Raw genomic sequence first — 23,021 nt, 5'->3', positions numbered from 1 at the left:
GCGTATAATACATTGATGATTTTTCAACGCAACCTCTTTTTGAGTTTTTTTATTTTTTGTCATATTTATATGCTTGATACAGGTAACACCTCAGAAACAAGATCACTTCTTGAGCAAGAAAATTAAAAAAGCCTATTTCCTGTACCGAAAATAGGCTTTTCAAGACAATCAATCCGTTATTAATTATTTTCAGCTTCTCGACGACGCTTTACTTCATAGACAATAGCAAGCAAGACGGTAATTGAGATCATTACTAGGCCCAACGCATTGACGGCAGGGGTTAATCCCGTTCGTACCTTAGAAGCAATATATACCGTAAGGGTTGTGTCATACCCCTTCACAAATAAGGTCGTATTATAGTTTTCAAAAGACTGCAAAAAGGCAATGCCCGCTGCGGAAATGATCGCAGGCTTAAGATAAGGTAATAGGATACGACGAAACGCCTGCCATTGAGTCGCTCCTAAACTCAACGCTGCATTTTCCAGCGTCCGATCAAACCTCTGCAAACGCGCCAATACCATTAGCATGACATACGCAGCGATAAAGGTCGTTTGCGCAATCACAGTTAAAAAGACACCACCACTAACTGACAACCCTTTCCAAAAGATCAGTGTTGATATACCAACAATTACACCCGGAGTAAGTAAGGGAGACATCATTAAAGAATATAAGAAGGTTTTACCCTTTCCTTGGAAGGTCGATAAAAATAAAGCACAACAGATGCCAATAGGAACCGCAACCATTAAAACGCCAAGCGCCACGATAAGGCTCGTCCAAAGCGCTTGCCACATAGCACCATCTTGAGCCAAGGCTTCAAACCACTTTAAAGTGACACCTTTCCAAGGAGATACTGTTGGAAAGCGACTATCATTAAAGGTAGCCAGCCCCATGATAATTAAAGGAGTAAATAGGTATAGAAAGAAAACACCTATATAAAAACGAACACCGATCCGCATAATGGTTGCTGATTTCATTTTGCAATATCTCCCAAGCCAACTTTAAAGACACGCATAACTAGAGCAATAAAGCCGATACACATCACCAATAACAAGAAAGCGTAAGCTGCTCCTTGATTCCAGTTCCCTCCTTCAAAGAACCAATTGTAAATAATTTGTGTGAACCATCGACTTCCCGGCGATCCCAACAAAGCAGGAACCGCGTAGCTGCCCGCTGCTAACATAAAAGTCATTATGCAACCTGTTGCAATACCTGGCTTAGCATGAGGAATAATGATTCGGTAATGAGTACGAATCCAACCAGCCCCTAAATTCCTAGCGGCTTTGATTTGGTTCGTATCAAGGCTTTCAATTGCGTTGTAGATAGGAAAAATCATAAATAAGATATAGGCGTATACCATGCCGATCATGACTCCACCATCTCCAGATAAAAATCGAATCGGTCTGTCGATAAAACCTAGCCCTAACAAAAGAGCATTGAGAGGCCCCTTATAGGCCAAAATAATGTACCAAGAAAAAGTACGGAGAATTTCGTTAATCCAAAAAGGAATAATGAGCAATAAAAGACACAAGGCGGCCTGTCGAGCCGTTGCTACTTTGGCAAGGTAAAAAGCAATAGGATAACTCACTAACAGCGTTAGCAGTGTGACCAAGACACTCGACCAGATCGTTTTAAAGAAGATTGCTAGATGTATTTTATTGTTAAACAGCGTTTCGTAATTCACCAAAGAATAAACATCTTTTGACCCACCGATATCCGCAGGCAATAAATTGGGGCGAAACGAATAGTCAACCATCAGCAGTTGCGGCAAGATAACTAAAGCGATCAACCAGATGGCGATCAACCCTAAAATACCAACCGTCAGCCCGAGTCCGAATCTAGCCTTTAGCTGGCTAAACATGATCACCTCCGGCAATAACAACGGCATCCTGTTCGTTATAGGAAAGGCTAACTGGCGCACCTTTTTGTAATGACTCAGAAAATTGATGGGTTGCCAGTTGAATTGATAGAGCCTGCTGCGCTGGTGTATTGGCATTCAATGTCAAATAAGCACCCTCAAAGTTCACTTCATCAATTACCGCTTGCAGGGTATGCATGCCCTCTTCGGCTTGTAATCTAAAGTGCTCTGGGCGAATAAATAGCCTTGCTTCATCCCCAAGTGCTAAACTCCCCTGAGGGCGCCCAGCTAATGCTCCCAACGGCCCACACTCTAGAACAATGCGATCCGCATGAGCTTCAATAACTTTGCCTCGAACACTATTATTTTCACCAACAAACGAGGCAACAAAAGCGGTTTTCGGGTCTCGATACAAGGCAATGGGATCAGCCACCTGCTGAATATTCCCCGCCGACATCACAGCAACTCGATCCGACATGGTCAAGGCTTCACCTTGGTCATGGGTAATATAGATAAAGGTAATACCGGTTTTGCGTTGAATTTCTTTCAGTTCGGTACGCATATGTTGACGAAGCTTCAAATCCAATGCGGACAAAGGCTCATCGAGCAATAAAACTTGAGGCTCAACGGCCAAAGCACGAGCAATCGCAATACGCTGTTTCTGACCACCCGACAATTCTGATACTTGTTTTGTGCCACTACCCTCTAGTGCCACGAGTTCCAATAGACGGTCAGAAATTTTTTTACGTTCGACTTTAGATACACCTCGAACCTCTAAACCAAATTCGATGTTTTCGGCAACAGTCATCAGAGGAAACAACGCAAGGTTTTGAAAAATCATTGATGTTGGACGCTTATTAGCGGGAATGCCTCGCATACTCTGGCCACCAATTTTTATATTGCCTTGGCTAGGATCAAGAAAACCACTGATCATATTTAAAATAGTCGTTTTGCCACATCCGGAAGGGCCTAAAAAGCTAAAAAATTCACCCGATTTAATCGTCAAATCGGTTTTTTGAATCGCGGTAAAATCGCCGAATTGCATCACAACATTGTCTAGATGAACACTGCTATCCATACGACCTCTCAAGAATTAATAAACAGAAAAACAGATATAAAAAAGCCCCTCGAAGGCCGATACCGACGAGGGGCTTATTTGACTCATTATGCAGACAAATAACGGTCTTGGTATTCATTACGCAGAGCAACATACCAAGGCTCTTGGATAGGCCACCACCACAGGTTCGCAAGATCCTGCTGACTGTAGGAGTCTTGGAAAAATTGCTTAGTTTCTGCTGGCAGCAAAGCATCAGCCCCTTTTGCAGTTGAATTGTAGCCCGTTGCTTTTACGAACATAGCTCCCGCTTCAGGAGTGTAGTACCAATTAATGAACTCATAAACGGAGCCCACATTATTCGCATTTTTCGGAATGACAAAGCCTTCCATCCAAGCCAACGCACCTTCTTTCGGTGCCCCATAAGCAATAGGTTCACCCTCGGATTGAAGTTTAAATGCAGTGCTATCCCATGTCTGGCCAATGACAGCACCATTGGTACGAAAAGCACCTTGCGCTTCGTTTTCAGTCGACCAGAACTGAGCAATAGAACTTTTATACTCAGCAGCCACCTTAACAATGACGTCAAAATTCGCACGCATGGCTTTTTCAGTCTTGTAGGAATCCAATAATGGGAAAGGAAGTTTGCCTTGTTTTTCTAACCAAAGGCCAATACCAACCAACGCAGAATGACCACGAACGGTAACGCCACCAGCATTCTCAGGTAACCACAAGTCACCATAGCTTAATTCGTTACTTATTTTTGCGTCATTCTTATTGTAAGAAATCGCTTCCGTACCCCAATCTGAAGGAGCAAAATAACGCTTACCATTCACCACACCACCAACATCCGAACCAGCAAGCGCACTATCTAAGCAACCACTCCAGTTGATGCGTTTAACATCGAGAGGCTGAACCAGATTGTAATCAACATAGCCAGGAACACGGTCAACTGTCGGCATAATGATATCGAAACCTGTGCCATCCGTTGCACGCAGAGAGTTCATTAACTCATCATTGGTGCCATATGGAGTGAAGGTGGCATGAATCCCCGTCTTTGCTTTGAAGTCAGCCAACATTTCATCTGTGATATAGCCAGCCCACGCATAAATGCGCAGCTCTTTATTAGCAGCAATTGCACGGTTTACTGAAAACGGTGTCGCGGCAACAGCACCTGCAATAGAGGCACTTTTAACGAATTGACGACGTGAGATAGTCATTCTGGAGCTCCTTATATCTTCAATATATTTATTTTGTTATTTCATAGTGAAAGATGCTCAACACCTAACCATAGGTGTACGAGAAAATCCCATTCCTTAAACGCTCGCTTAAACTCTATTCCAATTTAATACAAAATAATGACGAAAAAGTGACCATGGAAGTTTTTTTTCCAATTAGACAGGGTTAACACGACTTACGACGCTTATAGGTCACAATAAGGCGCTTACAGACAAAACAAAATACTCTAGCACCATATCTTTCCTTAAATCACCGCCGTCACATTTCTGTCACACACTCATATTAAAGTAGTCTTGTTCGTAACATTATGTAAATAATAAAGAGAGCTCTACTTTGAAAATATCCCATGTCACCAGAACCACCACGGCCAGCTATCTCGTCATCGCTGTGGTGCTAATTGCCTTATTACTCTGGAGTCTCATGAAGTTTCGTGACGCCTTTGAGCAAAGCGATACCTACACTCAAGTATGGGAATATTCATCTGTGGATCTCAAACAACAGGTCGAAGGCTATCTATCTTCAGGAGAAGCATCCGCTCTACAAACAACATCCGAATTCATAGAAAATACAATCTATCCAAAACTAGATACATTACCCGATACCGTAAAAGAGCCGATTCACAAACAATTATCTGCAATAAAGGACAGTCTTCAATCCGATGTAAGAGCGGCAGGAAAGCTTTCAGGCAGCCCATTTGCCTTAATTGAAAATAATGAACGCCAAACACTGCTTTCTTTAGATACATTGGCGGAAAAGATCCAAGAATTCCAATCACAAAACGATCTAGAATCTACGGCTCCCTATTTAATCAGCCAAGCCACCTTATACGCAGACCTTACCCATATCAGCAGCTCAAAAGATGATTACTTAGCCAACCCCACAGCAGAGAATCACAATCGTTTAAAGCAGTCTATTGAGTTGTTTAAAGCTAGTATTCAAGACTTCAATACCTTACCTATTCTCAATTTAAGTAACAGTGACAACGAAGATTCAGAAGATGATTTATCGTCATTAATGGGATGGGGAGAAGAAGACACAGAAGAAACCTCAGACCCACTCGAAGAAACAAAAAGTGAGCTTCATACATGGTCAAGCCGATACTTAAAAGACGTCGACTCGAGCTTGAAAAACATTCAGCAAGCAACTCTAGCTAAAACCAAAATACGGTCGCTTATTTCTCAACTTGAAATCACCATAAAAAATGGCACAAATACCATTCAAAAAAACGCTCAAACAACACAAAAACAAACACTGGTGGCTTTTTCTGTGTTTGTTGTTTTAATGATCTTAACCACTATTTTAGTGCATACTTTTCAAAATAAAGTCGTCGTGAAAAGTGCTAAAAATTTATACATTGCAGTAAAGAACCTTGTTGAGCACCAAAACACAAATACTCTCGAAGTAGGTAAAAGTAAAAATGAACTTTCAGATATTGCCCATTATTTGAACCGCTATTTGGAGCAAGTCGCCGTTCAACGCCAGCAGAGAGATAATGAACTAGCCAACATTTCTCGATCTCTCAATGAAATGCTAAATGCTTTCGCAGAAGTTCACTCCTTAAGTACAGCCTCTAAACAGGAGCTAGATGGCACACTCACAATGGCCAACCAAATTGATGTATTAGCCAACAAAGCAGAAGTTAGATCTCGTGAAGTCGAAACCTATGCGATAGACACTAATACCGCCATGAGACACAGTGTAAAACAAGCAACGGCTCTCGAAACAGCCAACCAAACTACAGTAGAACGCCTAGAAAGCAGCAAAAGGTCTTTAGTGGATTTAGAGTCTTCTGTTTCTAATGCTGCTTCCATTGTCACTGGTATCAAAGACATTTCGGAACAAACCAACCTATTAGCTTTAAATGCGGCAATCGAAGCAGCCCGGGCAGGCGAACACGGCCGTGGCTTTGCGGTGGTAGCAACCGAAGTACGTAGTCTTTCTAGTCGTACACAACAGTCTCTCGAAGAAATTACTGGAATTTTCTCTCTGCTCACCTTAGCCACAAGCAAACTACGAAAAAACTTAGATTTAATTGAAACCGCGTCGAGTGAACAAAGAACATTGACTCAAACACTAGGCCAATCAGCCAAAGAGGTACTAGAAAAATCAGAACAATCATCTTACTTAGCGCAAAAAGCCACAGGATATGCAGAAGAACAAAAACTCGGTATGAGTGGCTTAAACAAGGCTGTAGATAAAGTAAGAGGTCAAGCAGACGAATCCGAACAATTCATGGAAAAAATGACAAGTAGTATCAAACAAAAAATTCAAGACATCACAGCCACCTTGGGTATCAACCAATAAATATTGATTCGGCTTCACACAAAAAAATCCAGCCGAGGCTGGATTTTTTGTTTATACAAGTTAATGCTAGATATTGTTCTTAGAACAAAACACGCGCTTTAACTGTCCCTTCAACTTGTTTTACTTTCTCTAAAGCCAGCTCACCCTCTTCTGCATCAACATCCATCACCATATAGCCTAGCTTCTCCGTAGTACGAAGGTATTGACCTGTAATGTTAATGTTATGTTCAGAAAAAATAGCATTGATATTAGAAAGCACACCAGGACGGTTTTCATGTATATGCAGAATACGATGATTATCCGCTTGAGCCGGCAGTGCCACCTCAGGAAAGTTAACCGCTGCAATCGTAGTACCCACATCAGAGTACTTAATTAGCTTCTCAGCGACTTCAATACCGATATTTTCCTGCGCTTCCATGGTGCTACCACCAATATGAGGCGTTAAAATCACGTTATCCAAGCCACGTAACGGAGAAACAAACTCTTCCGCATTACCTTTAGGTTCAACAGGGAAAACATCCACTGCTGCGCCACCAAGATCACCAGCTTTAATGGCTTCTGCTACCGCATCAAGATCCGCGACAGTACCGCGAGAAGCATTAATGAAAATAGAACCCTTCTTCATTTGAGACACTTCTTTAGCGCCAATCATCATCTTAGTCGAGTTGGTTTCAGGGACATGTAAACTAATAATGTCACTGGTAGAAAGCAGCTCTTTCAAGCTTTTTATTTGGCGAGCATTACCTAATGGCAACTTAGTTATTATGTCGTAGAAGCAAACTTCCATACCTAAAGATTCAGCTAATACACTCAGTTGCGTACCAATGCTGCCATAACCAATAATGCCAAGGCGCTTGCCACGAGTCTCATAGGAACCCACTGCAGACTTAATCCAGCCACCACGGTGACATGCCGCATTTTTTGCAGGAATAGCGCGTAATAATAAAATCAGCTGACCAAGCACCAACTCAGCCACACTTCGAGTATTAGAATACGGCGCGTTAAATACAACAATACCTTTTGAGCTTGCTGCCTCTAAATTTACTTGATTGGTGCCGATACAAAAACAGCCAATAGCAGCCAACTTATTCGCTTTTTCTAACACTTTTTCAGTCAGTTGAGTGCGAGAACGAATACCAATAAAATGCGCGTCCGAGATTTTCTCAATCAACTCATCTTCCGCCAAAGCGGTTTTGTGATATTCAATATTCGTGTAACCAGCGTCATGCAATGCATCTAATGCGGACTGATGAACGCCTTCTAATAACAAGATTTTGATTTTATTTTTGTCTAGTGAGTTGGTGTTGGTACTCATGGCTCGTTCGACTTCTCTATGGTAGTGGGGAATAAAGTTGCGGCAGATGATAACACAGATCCTGTAATGACCGAATCAACAGATAAAGGAAAGTCCTTCACTTTTAAGAGAATAATACTCATAAAAAAGCCACATCGCCTGTGGCTTCTATAACAACATCACAATCACAGCATTAAAGTAATCATCTTAAGCAATAATTTCTGAATGTCGCTCTAAAAACACACCGGTTTCAACATGATGCGTATAAGGGAATTGGTCAAACATAGCGTATCGAGTCACCTTATGAGTACTCGATAGCGCCTCGAGGTTCACTTTCAACGTCTCAGGGTTGCATGATATATAAAGTATATTGTCTACCTTACGAATCAATTCAACCGTTGCATCATCCAAACCAGCTCTAGGTGGGTCAACCAATACAACCGATGGGGATAACTCACTAACACCCGCTTGCACAAGGCTCTTTGGCAATTCAACATCACCATTCAACGCGGCCGAAACATCTTCACTGGCCATCTTTACCACCTGAACATTGCTCATACCATTTATCTCGATATTGAGCTGAGCGGAGTTCACGGAGACTTTCGAGATTTCAGTCGCAACAACTCGATCAAAGCCGCGGGCTAACGGAATCGAGAAATTACCATTACCACAATACATTTCAAGTAAATCGCCCGAACACGCTTTAGTGACATCAAGCGCCCACTCTAGCATTTTTTCGTTAATCCCAGCATTAGGTTGAGTGAAGCTATTCTCCACCTGTTGGTAATGGAATTTTTGCCCATTGACAGTCAAGGTTTCCATCACAAAGTCACGGGTCAAGATTTGTTTTTTCTTCCGACTGCGGCCAATAAAATGACAAGCTGGAAAAGCCTTATTAAGACCCTGTGCAGCCGCATTCCACTCCTCATCAATCGGCTTATGGTAAAGCAGGCTAATTAACGCTTCACCTGTTGTAGTCGTTAGAAAATCCACCTGAAAAAGCTTATGGCGCAATATCGGAGTATCCCGCACAGCATCAAGCAATTTTGGCATCAACTCATTAATCAAATAGGAGGCAGCAAGGAATTGATCCGTTCGAATTGGGGTTCTAGGGTCCGCCGAATCAAACATAGCGTAATATAAATCATCACCATCATGCCAAATCCGAAACTCTGCCCGCATTCTATAATGGGAAGGTTCGCTGGCGTAAACCTCCATTTCAGGAAGTGCCAAGTCCGCCATCAAAAAAGCCAATTCAGTCTGCTTGTCTAGTAGCTGCTGTTCATACATTTCAGGTTGGATTTGATCCGGTCTCATGACTCATTCTCTTAAAACGATGGAAACTAATTAGCATTGGGCGCGGCATTATACGAGTTCCTCGCAGACAAATCTAATCCACAAACAAGATCACCTCTTTAATGGAGATAACGATGGCCCAACAAGATTTCCAAAGACAAGGTCAGAGAAGGTTCAGCTCGGTAGTCTTTATCAGCTTCATAGGTCATCTGAGGTTTAACCTTGCCTATCAGCCAATTTTTATGAAGTAAGTGTTCGTATTCCACATAGTACAAAAAACTATCCGCTTGCAACTTAGACGCCCCAGATTGCAAAAAGCTAAGTTGGTAACGAAAACGATTTTGTTCATCCACCATATGCTGAACAAAAAAATTCTCCCGTGAGTAAAGTAATCCGTCGCCATCAAGCCAGGTAACACCTAGGTCACTACCATAGCCAAATGTCGCATTCACTTGATGGCTAACACCGAGCGAATAACGAGCTCCCACACCTTTCGAGTAATAGGCAAAAGCTTCTTCTTGCTGCCACCAGCGCCACTCCTCGGCATCCTCATTACCTTGTCGAAAGCGAAAACGAAAGAACGGATCCAATGGAAAATCCACCAAGATACCAGCATCAAACTCCGCACCCCATTGTGTTTTTATATAGCGTACGGCAGCCGATACTCTGGAGCCCAATGCAGAGTCCACCACGTCACCACTCTCCGAAGATTCCCTCAATACATTTTCTTGCAGCAAGGAATCCCCATCTGATTCAATGACCAAACGCAGCCGATCCTGAGTATTAGGCAACTTAAGGCGCGCCTTAAAATCAAAAAAACCAGATACCGAATCTTCATTGATAATAGGGCCAAATCGAATCTTTACCTGACTATCATCGGGTGTACTGCTTGCCTTACCAGACAAAGCAGTATCAATACCGCTAGACCAAATGGCAACGGTTTTAGAAGCGGATTGATGAGCTGCTTGCCACCAAGAGAATTCCTGCTCATCTGTTTTTTTTATCACCTTATCTTCCGTATCGGCAAATAAGGAAGAAGGTAATAGGCAAAAGCAGCATAAGGCCATCAATCCTTTTTGCCAAAATAGCATCTAGTCGCCTTTGAGCATTTGCTGAATCATCAGCGAAGAATTCTCAGCCGCCACCTTCAAGTATTCCTCAAAACTTTGAGGTGATTCCTTGCCAGCAATATCAGATAAAGAGCGAACAACAACAAAAGGCGTTCCAAATTTAAAACAAACCTGCGCAACCGCGGCCGCTTCCATTTCCACAGCGACCAAGCTAGGAAAAAGTTTACGCACCACCTCAACACGAATAGGGTCATTCATAAAACTATCACCGGTACCAATTAAGCCGACTTTTGCTTGCACCTGTGTAGCATTTTGAACCGCTTTTCTAGCCTGACTGACAAGGCCTGCATCAGACTCATAGGTTGCCGGCATGCTAGGCACCTGACCCATGGCATAACCAAACGCAGAGACATCCACATCATGATGTACAACTTGATCAGAGATCACTATGTCTCCAACTTTTAAATCTGCATCAAAGCCACCGGCAGAACCAATATTAATCACATATTCTGGGTGAAATTTAGACAACAACAAAGTCGTCGATACGGCGGCATTGACTTTACCTATTCCCGATTTTAATAGAACCACTTCTTTTCCTTGAAAGTGGCCAACAAAAAAATCACAACCAGCCACGCTCTCTTCACGGATATCCGTCATCCAAGATTTAATTACCGCGACTTCTTCGTCCATGGCACCAATTAACCCAATTACGCTCATTCATTGCTCCTACTATTCTTTATTTTCGTATCGACATAATCTTTTAGCATTATTATCTTGTCACTTGAGTAAGGCGCTTGCATCTCAAACAGCATCACATTATCTGCCATACCATCCCACTTTTGTAGCGCAAACAGATGTACAGAAGGGAAAGAGACCTGAATTGCCAACAAAGACTCTTTAGGTTGAGGGTCTAAAAGTACGACAACAGCATCTGGATAATAAGGTAGTACAGCATGATAACCAGAAAGATCCGCTAGCCATTGGGATGCAATTTCTCGCTGCTCTAATTCGGCATACCAAATAGCCTTAGCAACACGACTACCACCAACAATCACCCACGTATGGCTTTCATTACCAAAGTTCATTGGGACAATGCCATCGAGCAAGAAGGCTTTTTGTAAAACTTTATATAAATTATGATCAAATACACAACCGAATAGTGTTAAATCATTTTCCTCGGGATCCAGAGGTTGGTGAGTATTTAACCAGACTAATGGAAGGTCATCTCTATGATGCTGTGCCTTAAGAGCTGTCGTTATGTTCGCTTGAGCCTCAACATCTTGATCACAACCAATCACAACCGCATCAAACTTAGCGATAGACCGAGACTGAGTAAAAAAACTATCTGCCGAAATATACTGCTCGACCCCCAGACCTAATCTCAATAAAAGACTATGTATATGTTCAGCATTAGAATAATCATTCACCACCCAAGCAACCACTAATGCTTTACTTAATGGCTCTATTTCTGCACTAACAACATGAATGGGCAAATGAAGCTGAAAGAGATTATTGACATATGCTTTTTGCTCACCGCCAAGCCGCTCCAATAATGTAGCGACTAACCAAGAAGGTAACAACCTAGACGCCATATCAGTGATCGCCATGATCTTTAAAACGCCCTCATCAAGAGAAAATGACAAGCGCTTTTCTTCCAGGTCACTCGCTATCACTAACATATACAGAACACGTAATAAGTTTCTGAACGCTAAGTCCACCTCAAACAGGGTTGCACCAACAACAACTGAACATTCTATCTCTATCTGAGTTGTTTCCATCCCAAGCCTACTAGAAACAAACAAATTTTCCTCAGCAATCATCTCTCCTAATACATCACTCGATAACTCCCTACTTTCACAGCTCACTCCCTCCAAAACAGAAATAAGTAACGACAACCAACCTTGTAACTGCCTATGTGAAACATAATCTGGAAGGGTTGATAAGTATTCCAGTTCATCTAACAAAGCATCCACTTCTACTTTTTTTTGTACAGCAAGTGAACCGGGTCGCAACTGTTCTAATTGCCACAGCAAGCTCGATTCATAGGTAATATCTCTGCCAATTAAAACAAGCCCCCGATAAGAGCTCTCATTTTTAAATGAATGGGCTTGCCAGTGATAGATTCGCCCAATACTTGTAACGGTCAAATCAAAAGTGATACCAACCTCTCCTTTTAGCGCCTCTTGTATCGCTTGATGGCAGGTAATCGGTAAGAAATCAAAAACCGTCCGCGCAGACTTATAATCAGGAAAAATAGATTGTGCCTCACTATTAATCATGTCTATTTCAGCTACTTCACTGCAAAAAATAATAGCGTTATGAGTAGACTCTATTAGTAACTGAAAGCGACTCTCCTTAGCCTTAATAAAAGCCCTATCTTGACTTACTTGTTCCTGAAGGGGTTGTAGCTCAATGAATGGTAGAACATCATATTGATTTTGGTAGGCCATGGCTTTTAACGGTAAAAACAACCATTTTTTAATGATATAGACAAGTGCAAAATACAAACAGAATAAAGCCAAATTAATAAATAATATTGGCACTAAGCCCCGTGATAGAATCGTTGCTAATGGTTTATTTTTTTGTACGAGCTCAAGTTGTAAATCCGCACTAATCGGGGTGGACAGAGGGCTTCGTGTTTTCAACAATTGCCCAGATAAATTTTCCCCTACCTGTCGCTCTTCCAATAAAATATTATTATTAGCATTATCATAAATCCGCACCATATCTGCTTGAGAACTCGTTAACAATTCATTCGCTAGGGTTAAATTATTATTTAAAGAAATAAACCCATACAAAAAACCAAGGTTGCCCTGCTCCTCTGACATAAGTTTCTTTTTATAGATCAAAAAAACAGCCCCATCATCTGTGACTGTTTTTATCCACAAATTAATCTTTCCCAATGACAGCGGCTCTTTCAGATCCACCTTAGTAAAAAGGCGGGCACGAGGGTCAATCGAATGTGAGCCATTCACCCTCTCAATATAAAAGAAGTCTAACCCCCCAAAAAATAAAACATCGCTATTACTAAAAAGCATGTCTAGCTCACGACCAGGTTTATAGTCCTTAAGTAATAAATCCTGACTAATGAAACTCATCTCATATTCAGCCCGAGCCAAATAACTATTAAATGCCTGTTCAACAATCTGATGCCTTAATGCAAGACGAGGTGCCTCAGATGATCTATTCTGAAGCTCCAAGAAATACAGCATGATCGCAGTCATGACTAAAAACGTTACACCTAGCAATAGCAATATCTGGTTCTGTAAACGTTGCCGTAAACTGGTCGCTATTCTTTCCATAAAACCGCCGAATAACGATAAGCTCGCTGTATCATTAGATGAAGACTTTCCAAGTCTAGCTCCGCTGGCATAAGCGAAGTATGAGCAACATAGAGCTTTGGCATACCTTTCCCTTCCATATCAAGTTTTATCGCTTCAGCTATTGCAATAGATAAATCATCCCGCATAAAGAGAACACTGGCTTTGAGTTTTTGCCCCTGTAAATTGTTAATATCCTGAACCGCCCCCCCCCAACTGTTTGTTTGCGCTCCAGTAAAGACTTTATTTTCTTCAAGTGCGGCAATAACGCCATTAGCAATATTTTGCGAACAACTAAAAATAAAATCGACCGATGATGCTCTCAATAAACGAGTTGCCGCTTGTTTGGCATTTTTTTGGTTATCCGTAATCATATTTATCTGCTTTATTGGTCGATTGTATTTCGTCATTTCGTCTAAAAACACATCACACCGTGAATGACTAAGGTAACCAGCAGGTAATATGAATGCAGCAATAATGGCATTAGGAAGTAACTGACGATCAAGATAGCTGGCTAACATTTTTGTCGCCTTTACTTGATCAGAACCAATATAAATTAAAGGAGAATGATTCATCCAATGAAGTAAAGGTGTTGCTAAATCATAAAAAATAACTTTTGGCTTTCCTGCGTGTAAAAAACGCTCTACAAATTGTCTCGACGTTCGATGGAACCCTGTTACAACGAGATAATCGGGCTGTAAATTTACTATTTCAAAATAGCTATCCAGATCATCTGCAAACTCAGACTTATCAACATAAACGGTCAAGCGGTAATCAATTCTCAATTCACGCATACGTTGCTTGAAAGACAATAATAATGCCCTATTCTTCGTAGACTTTGAGTCACCAAATAATAGCAACGCAACATTAATAGACTTACTTTGAGGTACAGCAAGAGGGCTAGCAGAGGAAGCTACTATATTTGAGAATTGTTCAGCCAATGGCAACTGCCTTGGATACGCCTGATAAAAGTCATGACTGCTCATCAAATTGGGCAACAGATTAGCGGCCTGCACAATAGGGACAGAAGCGGCCAATATAGTAAAGGCAGAAACAAGAGCAATAAATAATCTACGCATCTAGGATCCAACACACTCTCATGTAAAGAGACATTCTAACCAGATTAGCGAGTTTTAGAGATAAACAGAACAAGAAAATATAAGAAAGGTATAAATTTAAGACATAAAAAAAGCTGACATAAAGTCAGCTTTTTTAAATTTGGTGCGGAAGGAGAGACTCGAACTCTCACGCCGTGAAGCACTGGAACCTAAATCCAGCGTGTCTACCAATTCCACCACTCCCGCAAGGAATGGCGAGCATTATAGGCAAACCATTTTTAGGGTCAACTGTTTTTTTCTATTTTCTTTAAAAAATAAAAGAAAAGCGACGCCCTAGCAATGACATACACCAAATTTTAAAAAGTTCGGCCATTGCTGTATTCACCATGCTCGTAGCGTACTGCCATTTCCTCAAGGTCTATCGTATGAATGCGTGACGCCTGACCAGCACAACCAAATGCCTCATAACGATCAATACAAACCGCTTTCATCGCTTTAATGCTCTCAGTTAAATACTTACGAGGGTCAAAGTTACCTTTATGTTCAGCCAAGCTACGGCGAATGGCACCCGTTGCCGCCAAGCGTAGATCTGTATCGATATTCACTTTGCGCACCCCATAGCGAATCGCTTTAACGATTTCTTCGATAGGCACCCCATAGGTTTCAGGAATATCGCCACCAAACTCATTGATAATCTCTAACCAATCCTGCGGTACGGAAGAAGAACCATGCAATACAATATGAGTATTAGGTAACAACTCAACAATTTTCGCAATACGCTCAATATCAAGAATATCGCCCGTCGGTGGACGAGTAAACTTGTATGCGCCATGACTCGTACCAATCGCAACAGCCAAAGCATCAATACCTGTTGCATTAACAAAATCAACTGCTTCTTGAGGGTCGGTTAGCATTTGATCCATGGTCAAAATACCCTCTGCACCAACACCATCTTCCTCGCCAGCCTCACCAGTTTCTAGTGAACCTAAAACACCAAGTTCACCTTCCACAGACACGCCACAGGCATGAGAAAACTCCACTGTCCGGCGAGTAACATCAACGTTGTAATCATAGCTGGCTGGGGATTTTCCGTCCGCCATCAAGGAACCATCCATCATTACTGATGAAAAGCCAAGCTGTATAGAGCGCTGGCAAATTGCTGGCGACGTACCATGATCCTGATGCATCACCACAGGGATATGCGGGTAATCTTCAATCGCTGCGGCAATTAAATGGCGAAGAAAATGTGATCCGGCGTATTTTCGAGCGCCTGCGGACGCCTGCATAATTACAGGAGAATTAACTTCATCAGCCGCCTCCATAATGGCTTTGACCTGCTCCATGTTATTAACATTAAAAGCAGGCAAACCATAGCTATGTTCGGCGGCGTGATCTAGCAATTGACGCATACTAATTAAAGGCATAAAAGTTTCCTCTGACAATGTGTCTTCTATGGTTTTCATAGAAGACGGAGTTACGGTGAACTCTCTGTTTATTTATTCATCGGCACCACTTTCTACAGTGCTCTATGTGGCTTACGCCTTATCGTTATTGTCGTGCTTGGCACAAGTGCCAAGCGGGTCACTCTCTAGTTTTATGCCCACTAACTCTTAATTATATATTAAGGTCAGCGTGGTGAGCTTTACGCTCTTATTATTTAGAACAATCTTCGTCGCTCTTATATATTCTAATTTTGCGCGCGTGACTCCAACATCGCAACAGCTGGTAGCACTTTTCCTTCAACAAACTCTAAAAAGGCACCACCGCCCGTCGAAATATAGGACACTCGATCTGCGATATCATACTTATCAACAGCAGCAAGGGTATCACCGCCACCAGCAATAGAAAAACCTTCACTATTGGCAATAGCGATTGCCAATGCTTTCGTACCACCACCAAATTGGTCGAACTCAAACACACCAACAGGGCCATTCCAAATAATCGTCTGAGATTTTTCCAGTAAGGCGGCAAAAGCAGTCGATGCTTTAGGACCAATATCCAAAATCATATCATTTTCACCAACATCAGCGGCATTTTTAACGATCGCTTCCGCATCAGCAGAAAATGCAGTCGCAACGACAACATCTTCAGGAAGCGGAATACTGGTTTTTGCCATTAACGCCTTCGCTTGAGGTATTAAGTCCTCTTCATATAAAGATTTACCTACAGGGAAGCCTGCCGCAGCCAAAAAAGTATTGGCTATACCACCACCAACAATTAATTGATCCACTTTATTTGACAATGACTCAAGTACTGTCAACTTAGTTGAAACTTTAGAGCCGCCAACAATAGCAGCCATGGGATAAGCAGGTTTAGCAAGCGCTTTTTCTAGAGCATCTAGCTCAGCCGCTAACAAAGGGCCGGCACAAGCAATCGGTGCGAACTTAGCCACACCGTGAGTAGAAGCTTGAGCTCGATGCGCTGTACCAAAAGCATCCATCACAAAGACATCACACAAAGCCGCCATTTTTTTAGAGAGAGCCTCATCGTCTTTTTTCTCACCCGTGTTAAAACGAACGTTCTCAACGAGTACCAATTCACCAGACTCGACTTCAACACCATCAAGCCAATCTTTCACTAAAGGCACATCTTGACCAAGTAAAATCGACAAGTGATTCGCAACAGGCTGAAGAGAAAACTCCTCAGCGTATTCACCTTCTATAGGACGACCTAGGTGCGACATAACCATCACCCTAGCACCTTCAGCCAAAGCCAGTTTCAATGTCGGTAAAGCTGCACGAATTCGAGCATCGCTCGTTACCTTGCCATCTTTTACAGGGACATTTAAATCCTCGCGAATAAGCACTCGTTTATTCACTAAATCTATGTCTTTCATCTTAATTACAGTCATGTACGATTTCCCCGTCATTGAAAAATTCGATGTTAAATTTCAGGATAGACTTTATTAATCAATCAATTTTGCCCAGTGTTTAGCAACATCAAGCATTCGATTTGCGTAACCCCATTCATTATCAAACCAGCACAAGAGCTTCACCATACGGCCATCGACTACTTGAGTCTGCGTGGCATCAATAATAACCGAACGTGGATCATGGTTAAAATCGACAGAAGCATGTTCCTCTTCTGTGAACCCCATTAATTCAGCGTATTTTGCGTTTGCCGCTTGTCGTAATTGTGCGTTTATTTGTTCAACAGTGACATCAACCTCTGTACGTAACACAACATCGATCACAGATACATTCAACGTAGGCACCCTGATTGCGTTACACCCCATTTTTCCATCAAGCTCCGGCATCAATCGTGTGATACCTTTTGCTAATCCCGTATCCACAGGAATGATTGAACTTAATGCCGCACGGGTTAAACGCAAATCTTTAGTATGATAAGCATCAATTATCGGTTGATCATTCATCGCAGAATGAATCGTTTGTGTTGTTCCATGCAACACACCAGCAAAATTTTTTATCACGTCTAAAACAGGAATCAAACAGTTTGTCGTGCAGGATGCGGCGGAAACAATCGTATGCGTTTTCTCTATGTCATGCTGATTAAACCCATGAACAATCGTTGCATCTACATCCGCCGCCGCTGGCTGAGAAAGTAAGATTCTCGGCACTCCAGCGTCTAAATAAGCTTGAGCGCCATCTCGCCCTGAAAAGCTTCCTGAACATTCTAAAACCATATCTAAATCAAGAGAAGTCCAATCCAGCTCATCCGAGCGAACGCAAGAAAAACATAAAATATCATCGTCACCGATCACTAGAATATTGCCTCTAGTAACAACAGACCTAGGAAACCGGCCATGAGTTGTGTCATAGCGCGTTAGATAACTCATTGTCTCAATATCAGACAATTCATTAATTGCCACCACTTGAATGTGATCGCGATAGCCATTTTCATAAAGTGCTCGTAAAACCGAGCGCCCTATTCGGCCATAACCATTGATAGCGACTCGCAACATAGTCCTACTACTTCATCGCAAAGAAAAACGAGACAATCACCTCGTCGCCCTCTTAATAAATGAAAAAAGAGACATACAAATTGCACATCTCTTTTCTTATCTTATTGCAGAAAGTTATGCCGCTAAGATTTTTTCAGCGGTTTCAACAACATTCTCAACAGTGAAACCAAAGTGCTTAAGCAAATCACCACCGGGTGCCGATTCACCGAAGGTCGTCATACCAACCATAGCCCCTTCAAAGCCAACATATTTGTACCAGTAATCAACGTGAGCCGCTTCTATGGCAATACGCTTAGTTACATTACTCGGTAAAACAGACGCTTTATAAGCCGCATCCTGAGCATCAAACACACTCGTCGATGGCATAGAAACAACTCGTACTTTCTTACCTTTTGCACTTAACGCTTCAGCAGAAGCCATTGCTAAACCAATCTCAGATCCTGTTGCTAGCAAGATAATATCAGGAACTCCCGCACAATCTTGTAAAACATAGCCACCTTTCGCAACATTGGCTAACTGTTCAGCACTACGAGCTTGGGCTGATAGACCTTGACGACTGAAAACCAAAGACGTTGGTCCATCACGACGCTCAATTGCCGCTTTCCAAGCAACGGCCGTTTCAGCGGCATCACATGGACGCCATACAGACATATTGGGTGTCATACGTAAATTAGCTAACTGCTCAACTGGCTGGTGAGTTGGACCATCTTCGCCCTGACCAATAGAGTCATGGGTGTAAACAAAAATATTCTGGATTCCCATCAAGGCCGACATACGAACCGCATTACGTGCATATTCCATGAACATCATGAAGGTCGCACCATAATTAATGAAACCACCATGCAAAGATGCACCGTTCATAATGCCGCTCATACCAAACTCACGAACACCGTAGTAAACATAGTTACCTGCAGGATCGTTTTGAATGCCTTTAGAACCAGACCATAGAGTAAGGTTAGACCCAGCTAAATCAGCAGAGCCTCCTAGCAACTCAGGCAACATAGCACCAAAGGTACCGATGGCATTTTGCGATGCTTTACGACTGGCAATATTCTCACCTTTGTCTTGGCATTCTTGAATGAATGCTTGCGCTTTTGCTTCAAAGTCCGCAGGTAAGTCGCCCTTCATTACACGACGTTCAAATTCTGCCGCTAAGTCAGGGTAAGCAGACTGATATGACGCAAACGCACTATTCCATTCAGTCTCACGAGCAGCGCCAGCTTCTTTCGCATCCCAACCAGAATAAATATCAGCAGGAACTTCAAATGGCGCATGTTTCCAGCCAAGAAATTCGCGAGCGGCTGCAATTTCGGTATCCCCTAGAGGAGCACCATGACAATCATGGCTACCAGATTTGTTTGGTGATCCAAAACCGATAATAGTCTTACAGCAAATCAGTGTAGGTTTACTGGTTTCCGCTTTTGCCGCTTCAATTGCTGCTTTTATGGAGGCGGGATCATGACCATCCACATCTGCAATGACATGCCAACCATAAGACTCAAAACGCTTTGGTGTATCATCTGTAAACCAGCCTTCGACATGGCCATCAATAGAAATACCATTGTCATCCCAAAAGGCGACCAACTTACCTAAGCCTAGAGTACCAGCCAATGAGCAAGCTTCATGGGAAATACCTTCCATCAAACAACCATCGCCAAGGAAGCAATAGGTATTGTGATCAACCACATTATGACCGTCACGGTTAAACTGAGCCGCCAAGGTTTTTTCAGCAATAGCCATACCGACTGCGTTACTAATACCCGCGCCAAGTGGCCCAGTTGTTGTTTCTACACCATCGGTATAACCGTATTCTGGGTGCCCAGGGGTCTTAGAATGCAGCTGACGAAACTGTTTCAATTCACCAATTGGCAAGTTATAACCAGAAAGGTGTAATAACGAGTAAATCAGCATAGAACCATGACCGTTAGACAGAACAAAGCGGTCACGGTCGACCCATTTTGAATTGCTAGGGTTGTGCTTCAAAAAATCATTCCACAATACTTCAGCAATATCAGCCATCCCCATTGGAGCACCTGGATGACCTGAGTTAGCTTTTTGCACAGCATCCATACTCAAAGCGCGTATGGCGTTAGCAAGTTCTTTACGAGACGGCATTGTTATTCCACTCCTGATAGCTTAACGAACAATAAAAAGTCATTTTCCACCCTAATGGGTCCTTCTAGCAATCTTCAGTCAAAAGTTAACCCCAAGATTAGACAGAAAAATGAAACGACATAAGTTTGCACGATATCCTAGCAAAAAAGCAGGGTATTTACTCACTAATCTCTCTTAATTGGGTTGATATTTCACCAAAGGTAGTAGATCATTTACTGACTTAAAAACAGCGTCGATTTGTCTCGGCTTGCGGACGCTATATAAAATCAGCTAAACAGAAACATAATCACCTGTTTAGCTGACCCAAATGCTAAGCGGGTTTTTTTATACCTATTTAGCGCTTATCCATCATAAGTTGATAGAGGCTCTAAACATGTCAGAATATTCTTTATTTACTTCAGAATCTGTCTCTGAAGGCCACCCAGACAAGATTGCAGATCAAGTCTCTGATGCCATTCTAGATGCCATTCTAGAAAAAGACCCAGAAGCTCGCGTTGCCTGTGAAACGCTCGTGAAAACAGGCATGGTACTCGTTGCTGGCGAAGTTCGAACCAATGCTTGGGTTGATATCGAAGAAATTGCCCGTGGTGTTATCCGTGAAATCGGCTACAACAGCTCAGAGATGGGATTCGATTGGGAATCTTGCGCGGTCATGAATGCTATTGGTAAACAATCAGCCGAAATTGCCATGGGAGTTGACGAAGCAGAAGAACACGAACAAGGTGCAGGCGACCAAGGTCTGATGTTTGGCTTTGCTACCAACGAAACAGACGTATTGATGCCAGCTCCTATCACCTATGCCCACCGTTTAGTTCAGCGCCAAGCAGAAGTACGTAAAAGCGGTGCCTTAAACTTTCTACGTCCAGACGCAAAGAGCCAAGTTACTTTCCGCTACGACGAACATGGCAAGCCTTGTGCTATCGACGCAGTAGTTCTTTCTACACAACACAGTGCAGCCGTAAAACAAGCTGATCTTCGTGAAGCGGTTATGGAAGAAATCATCAAACCAGTTCTTCCTGCAGAATGGCTATCAAAAGAAACCAAATACTTCATCAACCCAACAGGCCAATTCATTATCGGTGGTCCAGTCGGTGATTGCGGCCTGACCGGTCGAAAAATTATTGTTGATACATACGGCGGCATGGCTCGTCATGGCGGCGGGGCTTTCTCTGGCAAAGACCCATCAAAAGTTGACCGCTCCGCCGCTTACGCTGGTCGTTATGTGGCGAAAAACATTGTTGCCTCCGGCCTTGCAGACAAATGTGAAATTCAGGTGTCCTATGCTATTGGCGTAGCTGAACCGACTTCTATCAGCATTAATACTTTTGGTACTGGGAAAATTAGCGACACCAAAATTGTTGAATTAGTACGTGATATCTTCGAGCTTCGCCCTGCGGGCTTGATCAAGATGCTGGATTTAAAACGCCCAATCTACTTACCTACTGCGGCTTATGGGCACTTCGGTCGTACCGGTGAAAACTTCACTTGGGAAAAAACAGACAAAGCAGACGCATTACGTAAAGCAGCTGGTTTATAATCTACTGACTTTTCGTTATAAAGCCTTCTTTTCAGCTAACGCAAAAGAAGGCTTTTTTATTTCTGTGGTTTTATTTTATATGAGGTAAGGCATGCGTATTCCAAGAATTTTTATTGATTCAGAACTCAGCGAAAACACTATAGTTGCCTTACCTGACTCTGCTTTTCAGCATCTATGTAAAGTATTACGTTTGAAATCTGACCACCCTATTCGGGTCTTTAATGGAAAAGGCGGTCAATTTCATGCTGTCTTGTGCGACGTCGAAAAACGCTCTGCGAACATTGCTATTTCTCACTTTGAATCACTGAATAATGAATCGCCAATAAAGGTAACAATAGGGCAAACCTTATCTCGTGGTGAACGCATGGATTACGCCATACAAAAATCCGTTGAAGCCGGCGTCTATGCTATTCAGCCTTTGTTCAGCGAACGCTGTGAAGTAAAACTACAAGAAAATCGTATAGAAAAGCGTATCCAACATTGGCAACAAATCGCCATCAGTGCTGCAGAACAGTGTGGCAGAGGAATAGTCCCGCATATTCATCCTCCAATCGGTTTAAAGGAATGGCTGATTAATTGTAGCGATATGTTAAAGTTTGCCCTGCACCATCATAGCCCAAAGCCCATCCATTCATTTTCATGCCCTACGAATAATCAAATCGCGTTATTAATTGGACCTGAAGGCGGGTTAACTGAAAATGAGGTAGAAGGCGCTAAAATACAGGGGTTTCATAGTATTTCCCTAGGGCCTAGAATACTCAGAACAGAAACGGCTCCTGTTATTGCTTTAAGCGTAATTAATAGCCTGTGGGGAGATATCTGATTTGAGCTCTATAATTAAGAAATAGAAAAATACGTTTCTTATCAATTTTTAGGCGCAATTCACATAACAACAACATACCCATTAATACAATGGCCCTAGTATCAAGCAATATAATACATTATAGGATCTATCGA

At 42.3% G+C, this 23,021-nt stretch carries 17 protein-coding genes, 1 tRNA gene and 1 riboswitch; of the genes, 3 read left to right on the top strand and 15 right to left on the bottom strand.

Features of this window, described 5'->3' with window-relative positions:
- Nucleotides 1-179 precede the first annotated feature (179 nt).
- The 4 genes from I8J31_RS02380 to I8J31_RS02365 form a co-directional block, all read right to left on the bottom strand.
- The gene (locus I8J31_RS02380; RefSeq protein ID WP_199466614.1) at nt 180-974 is read right to left on the bottom strand and encodes an ABC transporter permease; all 795 of its coding nucleotides are present in this window, start codon (nt 972-974) and stop codon (nt 180-182) included.
- On the bottom strand, nt 971-1,858 hold the full coding sequence (locus I8J31_RS02375) for an ABC transporter permease (protein ID WP_199466613.1): 888 nt from the start codon (nt 1,856-1,858) through the stop codon (nt 971-973). The genes I8J31_RS02380 and I8J31_RS02375 overlap by 4 nt, the downstream gene beginning before the upstream one ends.
- Nucleotides 1,851-2,933 (bottom strand): ABC transporter ATP-binding protein, encoded by a 1,083-nt coding sequence (locus I8J31_RS02370; protein ID WP_199466612.1) that lies wholly within the window; start codon nt 2,931-2,933, stop codon nt 1,851-1,853. Before I8J31_RS02370 ends, I8J31_RS02375 begins: the two co-directional genes overlap by 8 nt.
- 86 nt (nt 2,934-3,019) lie before the next feature.
- Nucleotides 3,020-4,129, bottom strand: a complete 1,110-nt coding sequence (locus I8J31_RS02365; RefSeq protein WP_199466611.1) for an extracellular solute-binding protein — start codon at nt 4,127-4,129, stop codon at nt 3,020-3,022.
- 352 nt (nt 4,130-4,481) lie between these two features.
- On the opposite strand from I8J31_RS02365, the gene I8J31_RS02360 reads away from it, so the two are divergent.
- Nucleotides 4,482-6,452: a methyl-accepting chemotaxis protein gene (locus I8J31_RS02360; RefSeq protein WP_233402534.1), complete on the top strand. Its 1,971-nt coding sequence runs from the start codon at nt 4,482-4,484 to the stop codon at nt 6,450-6,452.
- 79 nt (nt 6,453-6,531) lie between these two features.
- On the opposite strand, the gene serA is transcribed toward I8J31_RS02360, so the two are convergent.
- From serA to tkt, 11 genes are all read right to left on the bottom strand, one after another.
- Nucleotides 6,532-7,767: a phosphoglycerate dehydrogenase gene (gene serA / locus I8J31_RS02355; protein ID WP_199466610.1), complete on the bottom strand. Its 1,236-nt coding sequence runs from the start codon at nt 7,765-7,767 to the stop codon at nt 6,532-6,534.
- Nucleotides 7,768-7,953: 186 nt separating this feature from the next.
- Nucleotides 7,954-9,063 (bottom strand): tRNA (uridine(54)-C5)-methyltransferase TrmA, encoded by a 1,110-nt coding sequence (gene trmA / locus I8J31_RS02350; RefSeq protein ID WP_199466609.1) that lies wholly within the window; start codon nt 9,061-9,063, stop codon nt 7,954-7,956.
- 98 nt (nt 9,064-9,161) lie between these two features.
- Nucleotides 9,162-10,133, bottom strand: a complete 972-nt coding sequence (locus I8J31_RS02345) for a hypothetical protein (protein WP_199466608.1) — start codon at nt 10,131-10,133, stop codon at nt 9,162-9,164.
- The gene (gene mtnN, locus I8J31_RS02340; protein ID WP_199466607.1) at nt 10,134-10,829 is read right to left on the bottom strand and encodes a 5'-methylthioadenosine/S-adenosylhomocysteine nucleosidase; all 696 of its coding nucleotides are present in this window, start codon (nt 10,827-10,829) and stop codon (nt 10,134-10,136) included.
- Complete coding sequence (locus tag I8J31_RS02335) at nt 10,826-13,414, bottom strand: LuxQ periplasmic sensor domain-containing protein (RefSeq protein ID WP_199466605.1); 2,589 nt, start codon at nt 13,412-13,414, stop codon at nt 10,826-10,828. Before I8J31_RS02335 ends, mtnN begins: the two co-directional genes overlap by 4 nt.
- Entirely contained in the window at nt 13,402-14,511 is a 1,110-nt protein-coding gene (locus I8J31_RS02330; protein ID WP_199466603.1) for a substrate-binding domain-containing protein, read from the bottom strand. Before I8J31_RS02330 ends, I8J31_RS02335 begins: the two co-directional genes overlap by 13 nt.
- A 140-nt stretch (nt 14,512-14,651) precedes the next feature.
- Nucleotides 14,652-14,736: transfer RNA gene (locus I8J31_RS02325), tRNA-Leu, on the bottom strand.
- 110 nt (nt 14,737-14,846) lie between these two features.
- Nucleotides 14,847-15,914: a class II fructose-bisphosphate aldolase gene (gene fba / locus I8J31_RS02320; RefSeq protein WP_199466601.1), complete on the bottom strand. Its 1,068-nt coding sequence runs from the start codon at nt 15,912-15,914 to the stop codon at nt 14,847-14,849.
- Between the two features lie 263 nt (nt 15,915-16,177).
- On the bottom strand, nt 16,178-17,341 hold the full coding sequence (locus I8J31_RS02315; protein WP_199466599.1) for a phosphoglycerate kinase: 1,164 nt from the start codon (nt 17,339-17,341) through the stop codon (nt 16,178-16,180).
- 54 nt (nt 17,342-17,395) lie between these two features.
- A complete protein-coding gene (locus tag I8J31_RS02310; protein ID WP_199466598.1) occupies nt 17,396-18,412 on the bottom strand; it encodes a type I glyceraldehyde-3-phosphate dehydrogenase in 1,017 nt (338 codons plus the stop codon).
- 114 nt (nt 18,413-18,526) lie between these two features.
- Entirely contained in the window at nt 18,527-20,527 is a 2,001-nt protein-coding gene (tkt, locus tag I8J31_RS02305; protein WP_199466597.1) for a transketolase, read from the bottom strand.
- 219 nt (nt 20,528-20,746) lie between these two features.
- Nucleotides 20,747-20,822: riboswitch (SAM riboswitch) on the top strand.
- Between the two features lie 78 nt (nt 20,823-20,900).
- On the opposite strand from tkt, the gene metK reads away from it, so the two are divergent.
- Together metK and I8J31_RS02295 are read left to right on the top strand one after the other, a co-directional pair.
- The gene (gene metK, locus I8J31_RS02300) at nt 20,901-22,064 is read left to right on the top strand and encodes a methionine adenosyltransferase (RefSeq protein WP_199466596.1); all 1,164 of its coding nucleotides are present in this window, start codon (nt 20,901-20,903) and stop codon (nt 22,062-22,064) included.
- 91 nt (nt 22,065-22,155) lie between these two features.
- Nucleotides 22,156-22,887, top strand: coding sequence for a 16S rRNA (uracil(1498)-N(3))-methyltransferase (locus I8J31_RS02295; RefSeq protein WP_199466595.1), 732 nt, complete (start codon nt 22,156-22,158; stop codon nt 22,885-22,887).
- Nucleotides 22,888-23,021 lie beyond the last annotated feature (134 nt).

It is taken from the genome of Marinomonas transparens (assembly GCF_016463975.1).
Taxonomy (GTDB): Bacteria; Pseudomonadota; Gammaproteobacteria; order Pseudomonadales; family Marinomonadaceae; genus Marinomonas; species Marinomonas transparens.
The sequence above is the reverse complement of the archived record's forward strand: the minus strand, read 5'-3'. Positions and strand labels throughout refer to the sequence as shown.

Coding starts and splice junctions, on each gene's coding strand:
- I8J31_RS02380 (WP_199466614.1), bottom strand. CDS start 974: ATGAAATCAGCAACCATTATGCGGATCGGTGTTCGTTTTTATATAGGT.
- I8J31_RS02375 (WP_199466613.1), bottom strand. CDS start 1,858: ATGTTTAGCCAGCTAAAGGCTAGATTCGGACTCGGGCTGACGGTTGGT.
- I8J31_RS02370 (WP_199466612.1), bottom strand. CDS start 2,933: ATGGATAGCAGTGTTCATCTAGACAATGTTGTGATGCAATTCGGCGAT.
- I8J31_RS02365 (WP_199466611.1), bottom strand. CDS start 4,129: ATGACTATCTCACGTCGTCAATTCGTTAAAAGTGCCTCTATTGCAGGT.
- serA (WP_199466610.1), bottom strand. CDS start 7,767: ATGAGTACCAACACCAACTCACTAGACAAAAATAAAATCAAAATCTTG.
- trmA (WP_199466609.1), bottom strand. CDS start 9,063: ATGAGACCGGATCAAATCCAACCTGAAATGTATGAACAGCAGCTACTA.
- I8J31_RS02345 (WP_199466608.1), bottom strand. CDS start 10,133: ATGCTATTTTGGCAAAAAGGATTGATGGCCTTATGCTGCTTTTGCCTA.
- mtnN (WP_199466607.1), bottom strand. CDS start 10,829: ATGAGCGTAATTGGGTTAATTGGTGCCATGGACGAAGAAGTCGCGGTA.
- I8J31_RS02335 (WP_199466605.1), bottom strand. CDS start 13,414: ATGGAAAGAATAGCGACCAGTTTACGGCAACGTTTACAGAACCAGATA.
- I8J31_RS02330 (WP_199466603.1), bottom strand. CDS start 14,511: ATGCGTAGATTATTTATTGCTCTTGTTTCTGCCTTTACTATATTGGCC.
- fba (WP_199466601.1), bottom strand. CDS start 15,914: ATGCCTTTAATTAGTATGCGTCAATTGCTAGATCACGCCGCCGAACAT.
- I8J31_RS02315 (WP_199466599.1), bottom strand. CDS start 17,341: ATGACTGTAATTAAGATGAAAGACATAGATTTAGTGAATAAACGAGTG.
- I8J31_RS02310 (WP_199466598.1), bottom strand. CDS start 18,412: ATGTTGCGAGTCGCTATCAATGGTTATGGCCGAATAGGGCGCTCGGTT.
- tkt (WP_199466597.1), bottom strand. CDS start 20,527: ATGCCGTCTCGTAAAGAACTTGCTAACGCCATACGCGCTTTGAGTATG.
- metK (WP_199466596.1), top strand. CDS start 20,901: ATGTCAGAATATTCTTTATTTACTTCAGAATCTGTCTCTGAAGGCCAC.
- I8J31_RS02295 (WP_199466595.1), top strand. CDS start 22,156: ATGCGTATTCCAAGAATTTTTATTGATTCAGAACTCAGCGAAAACACT.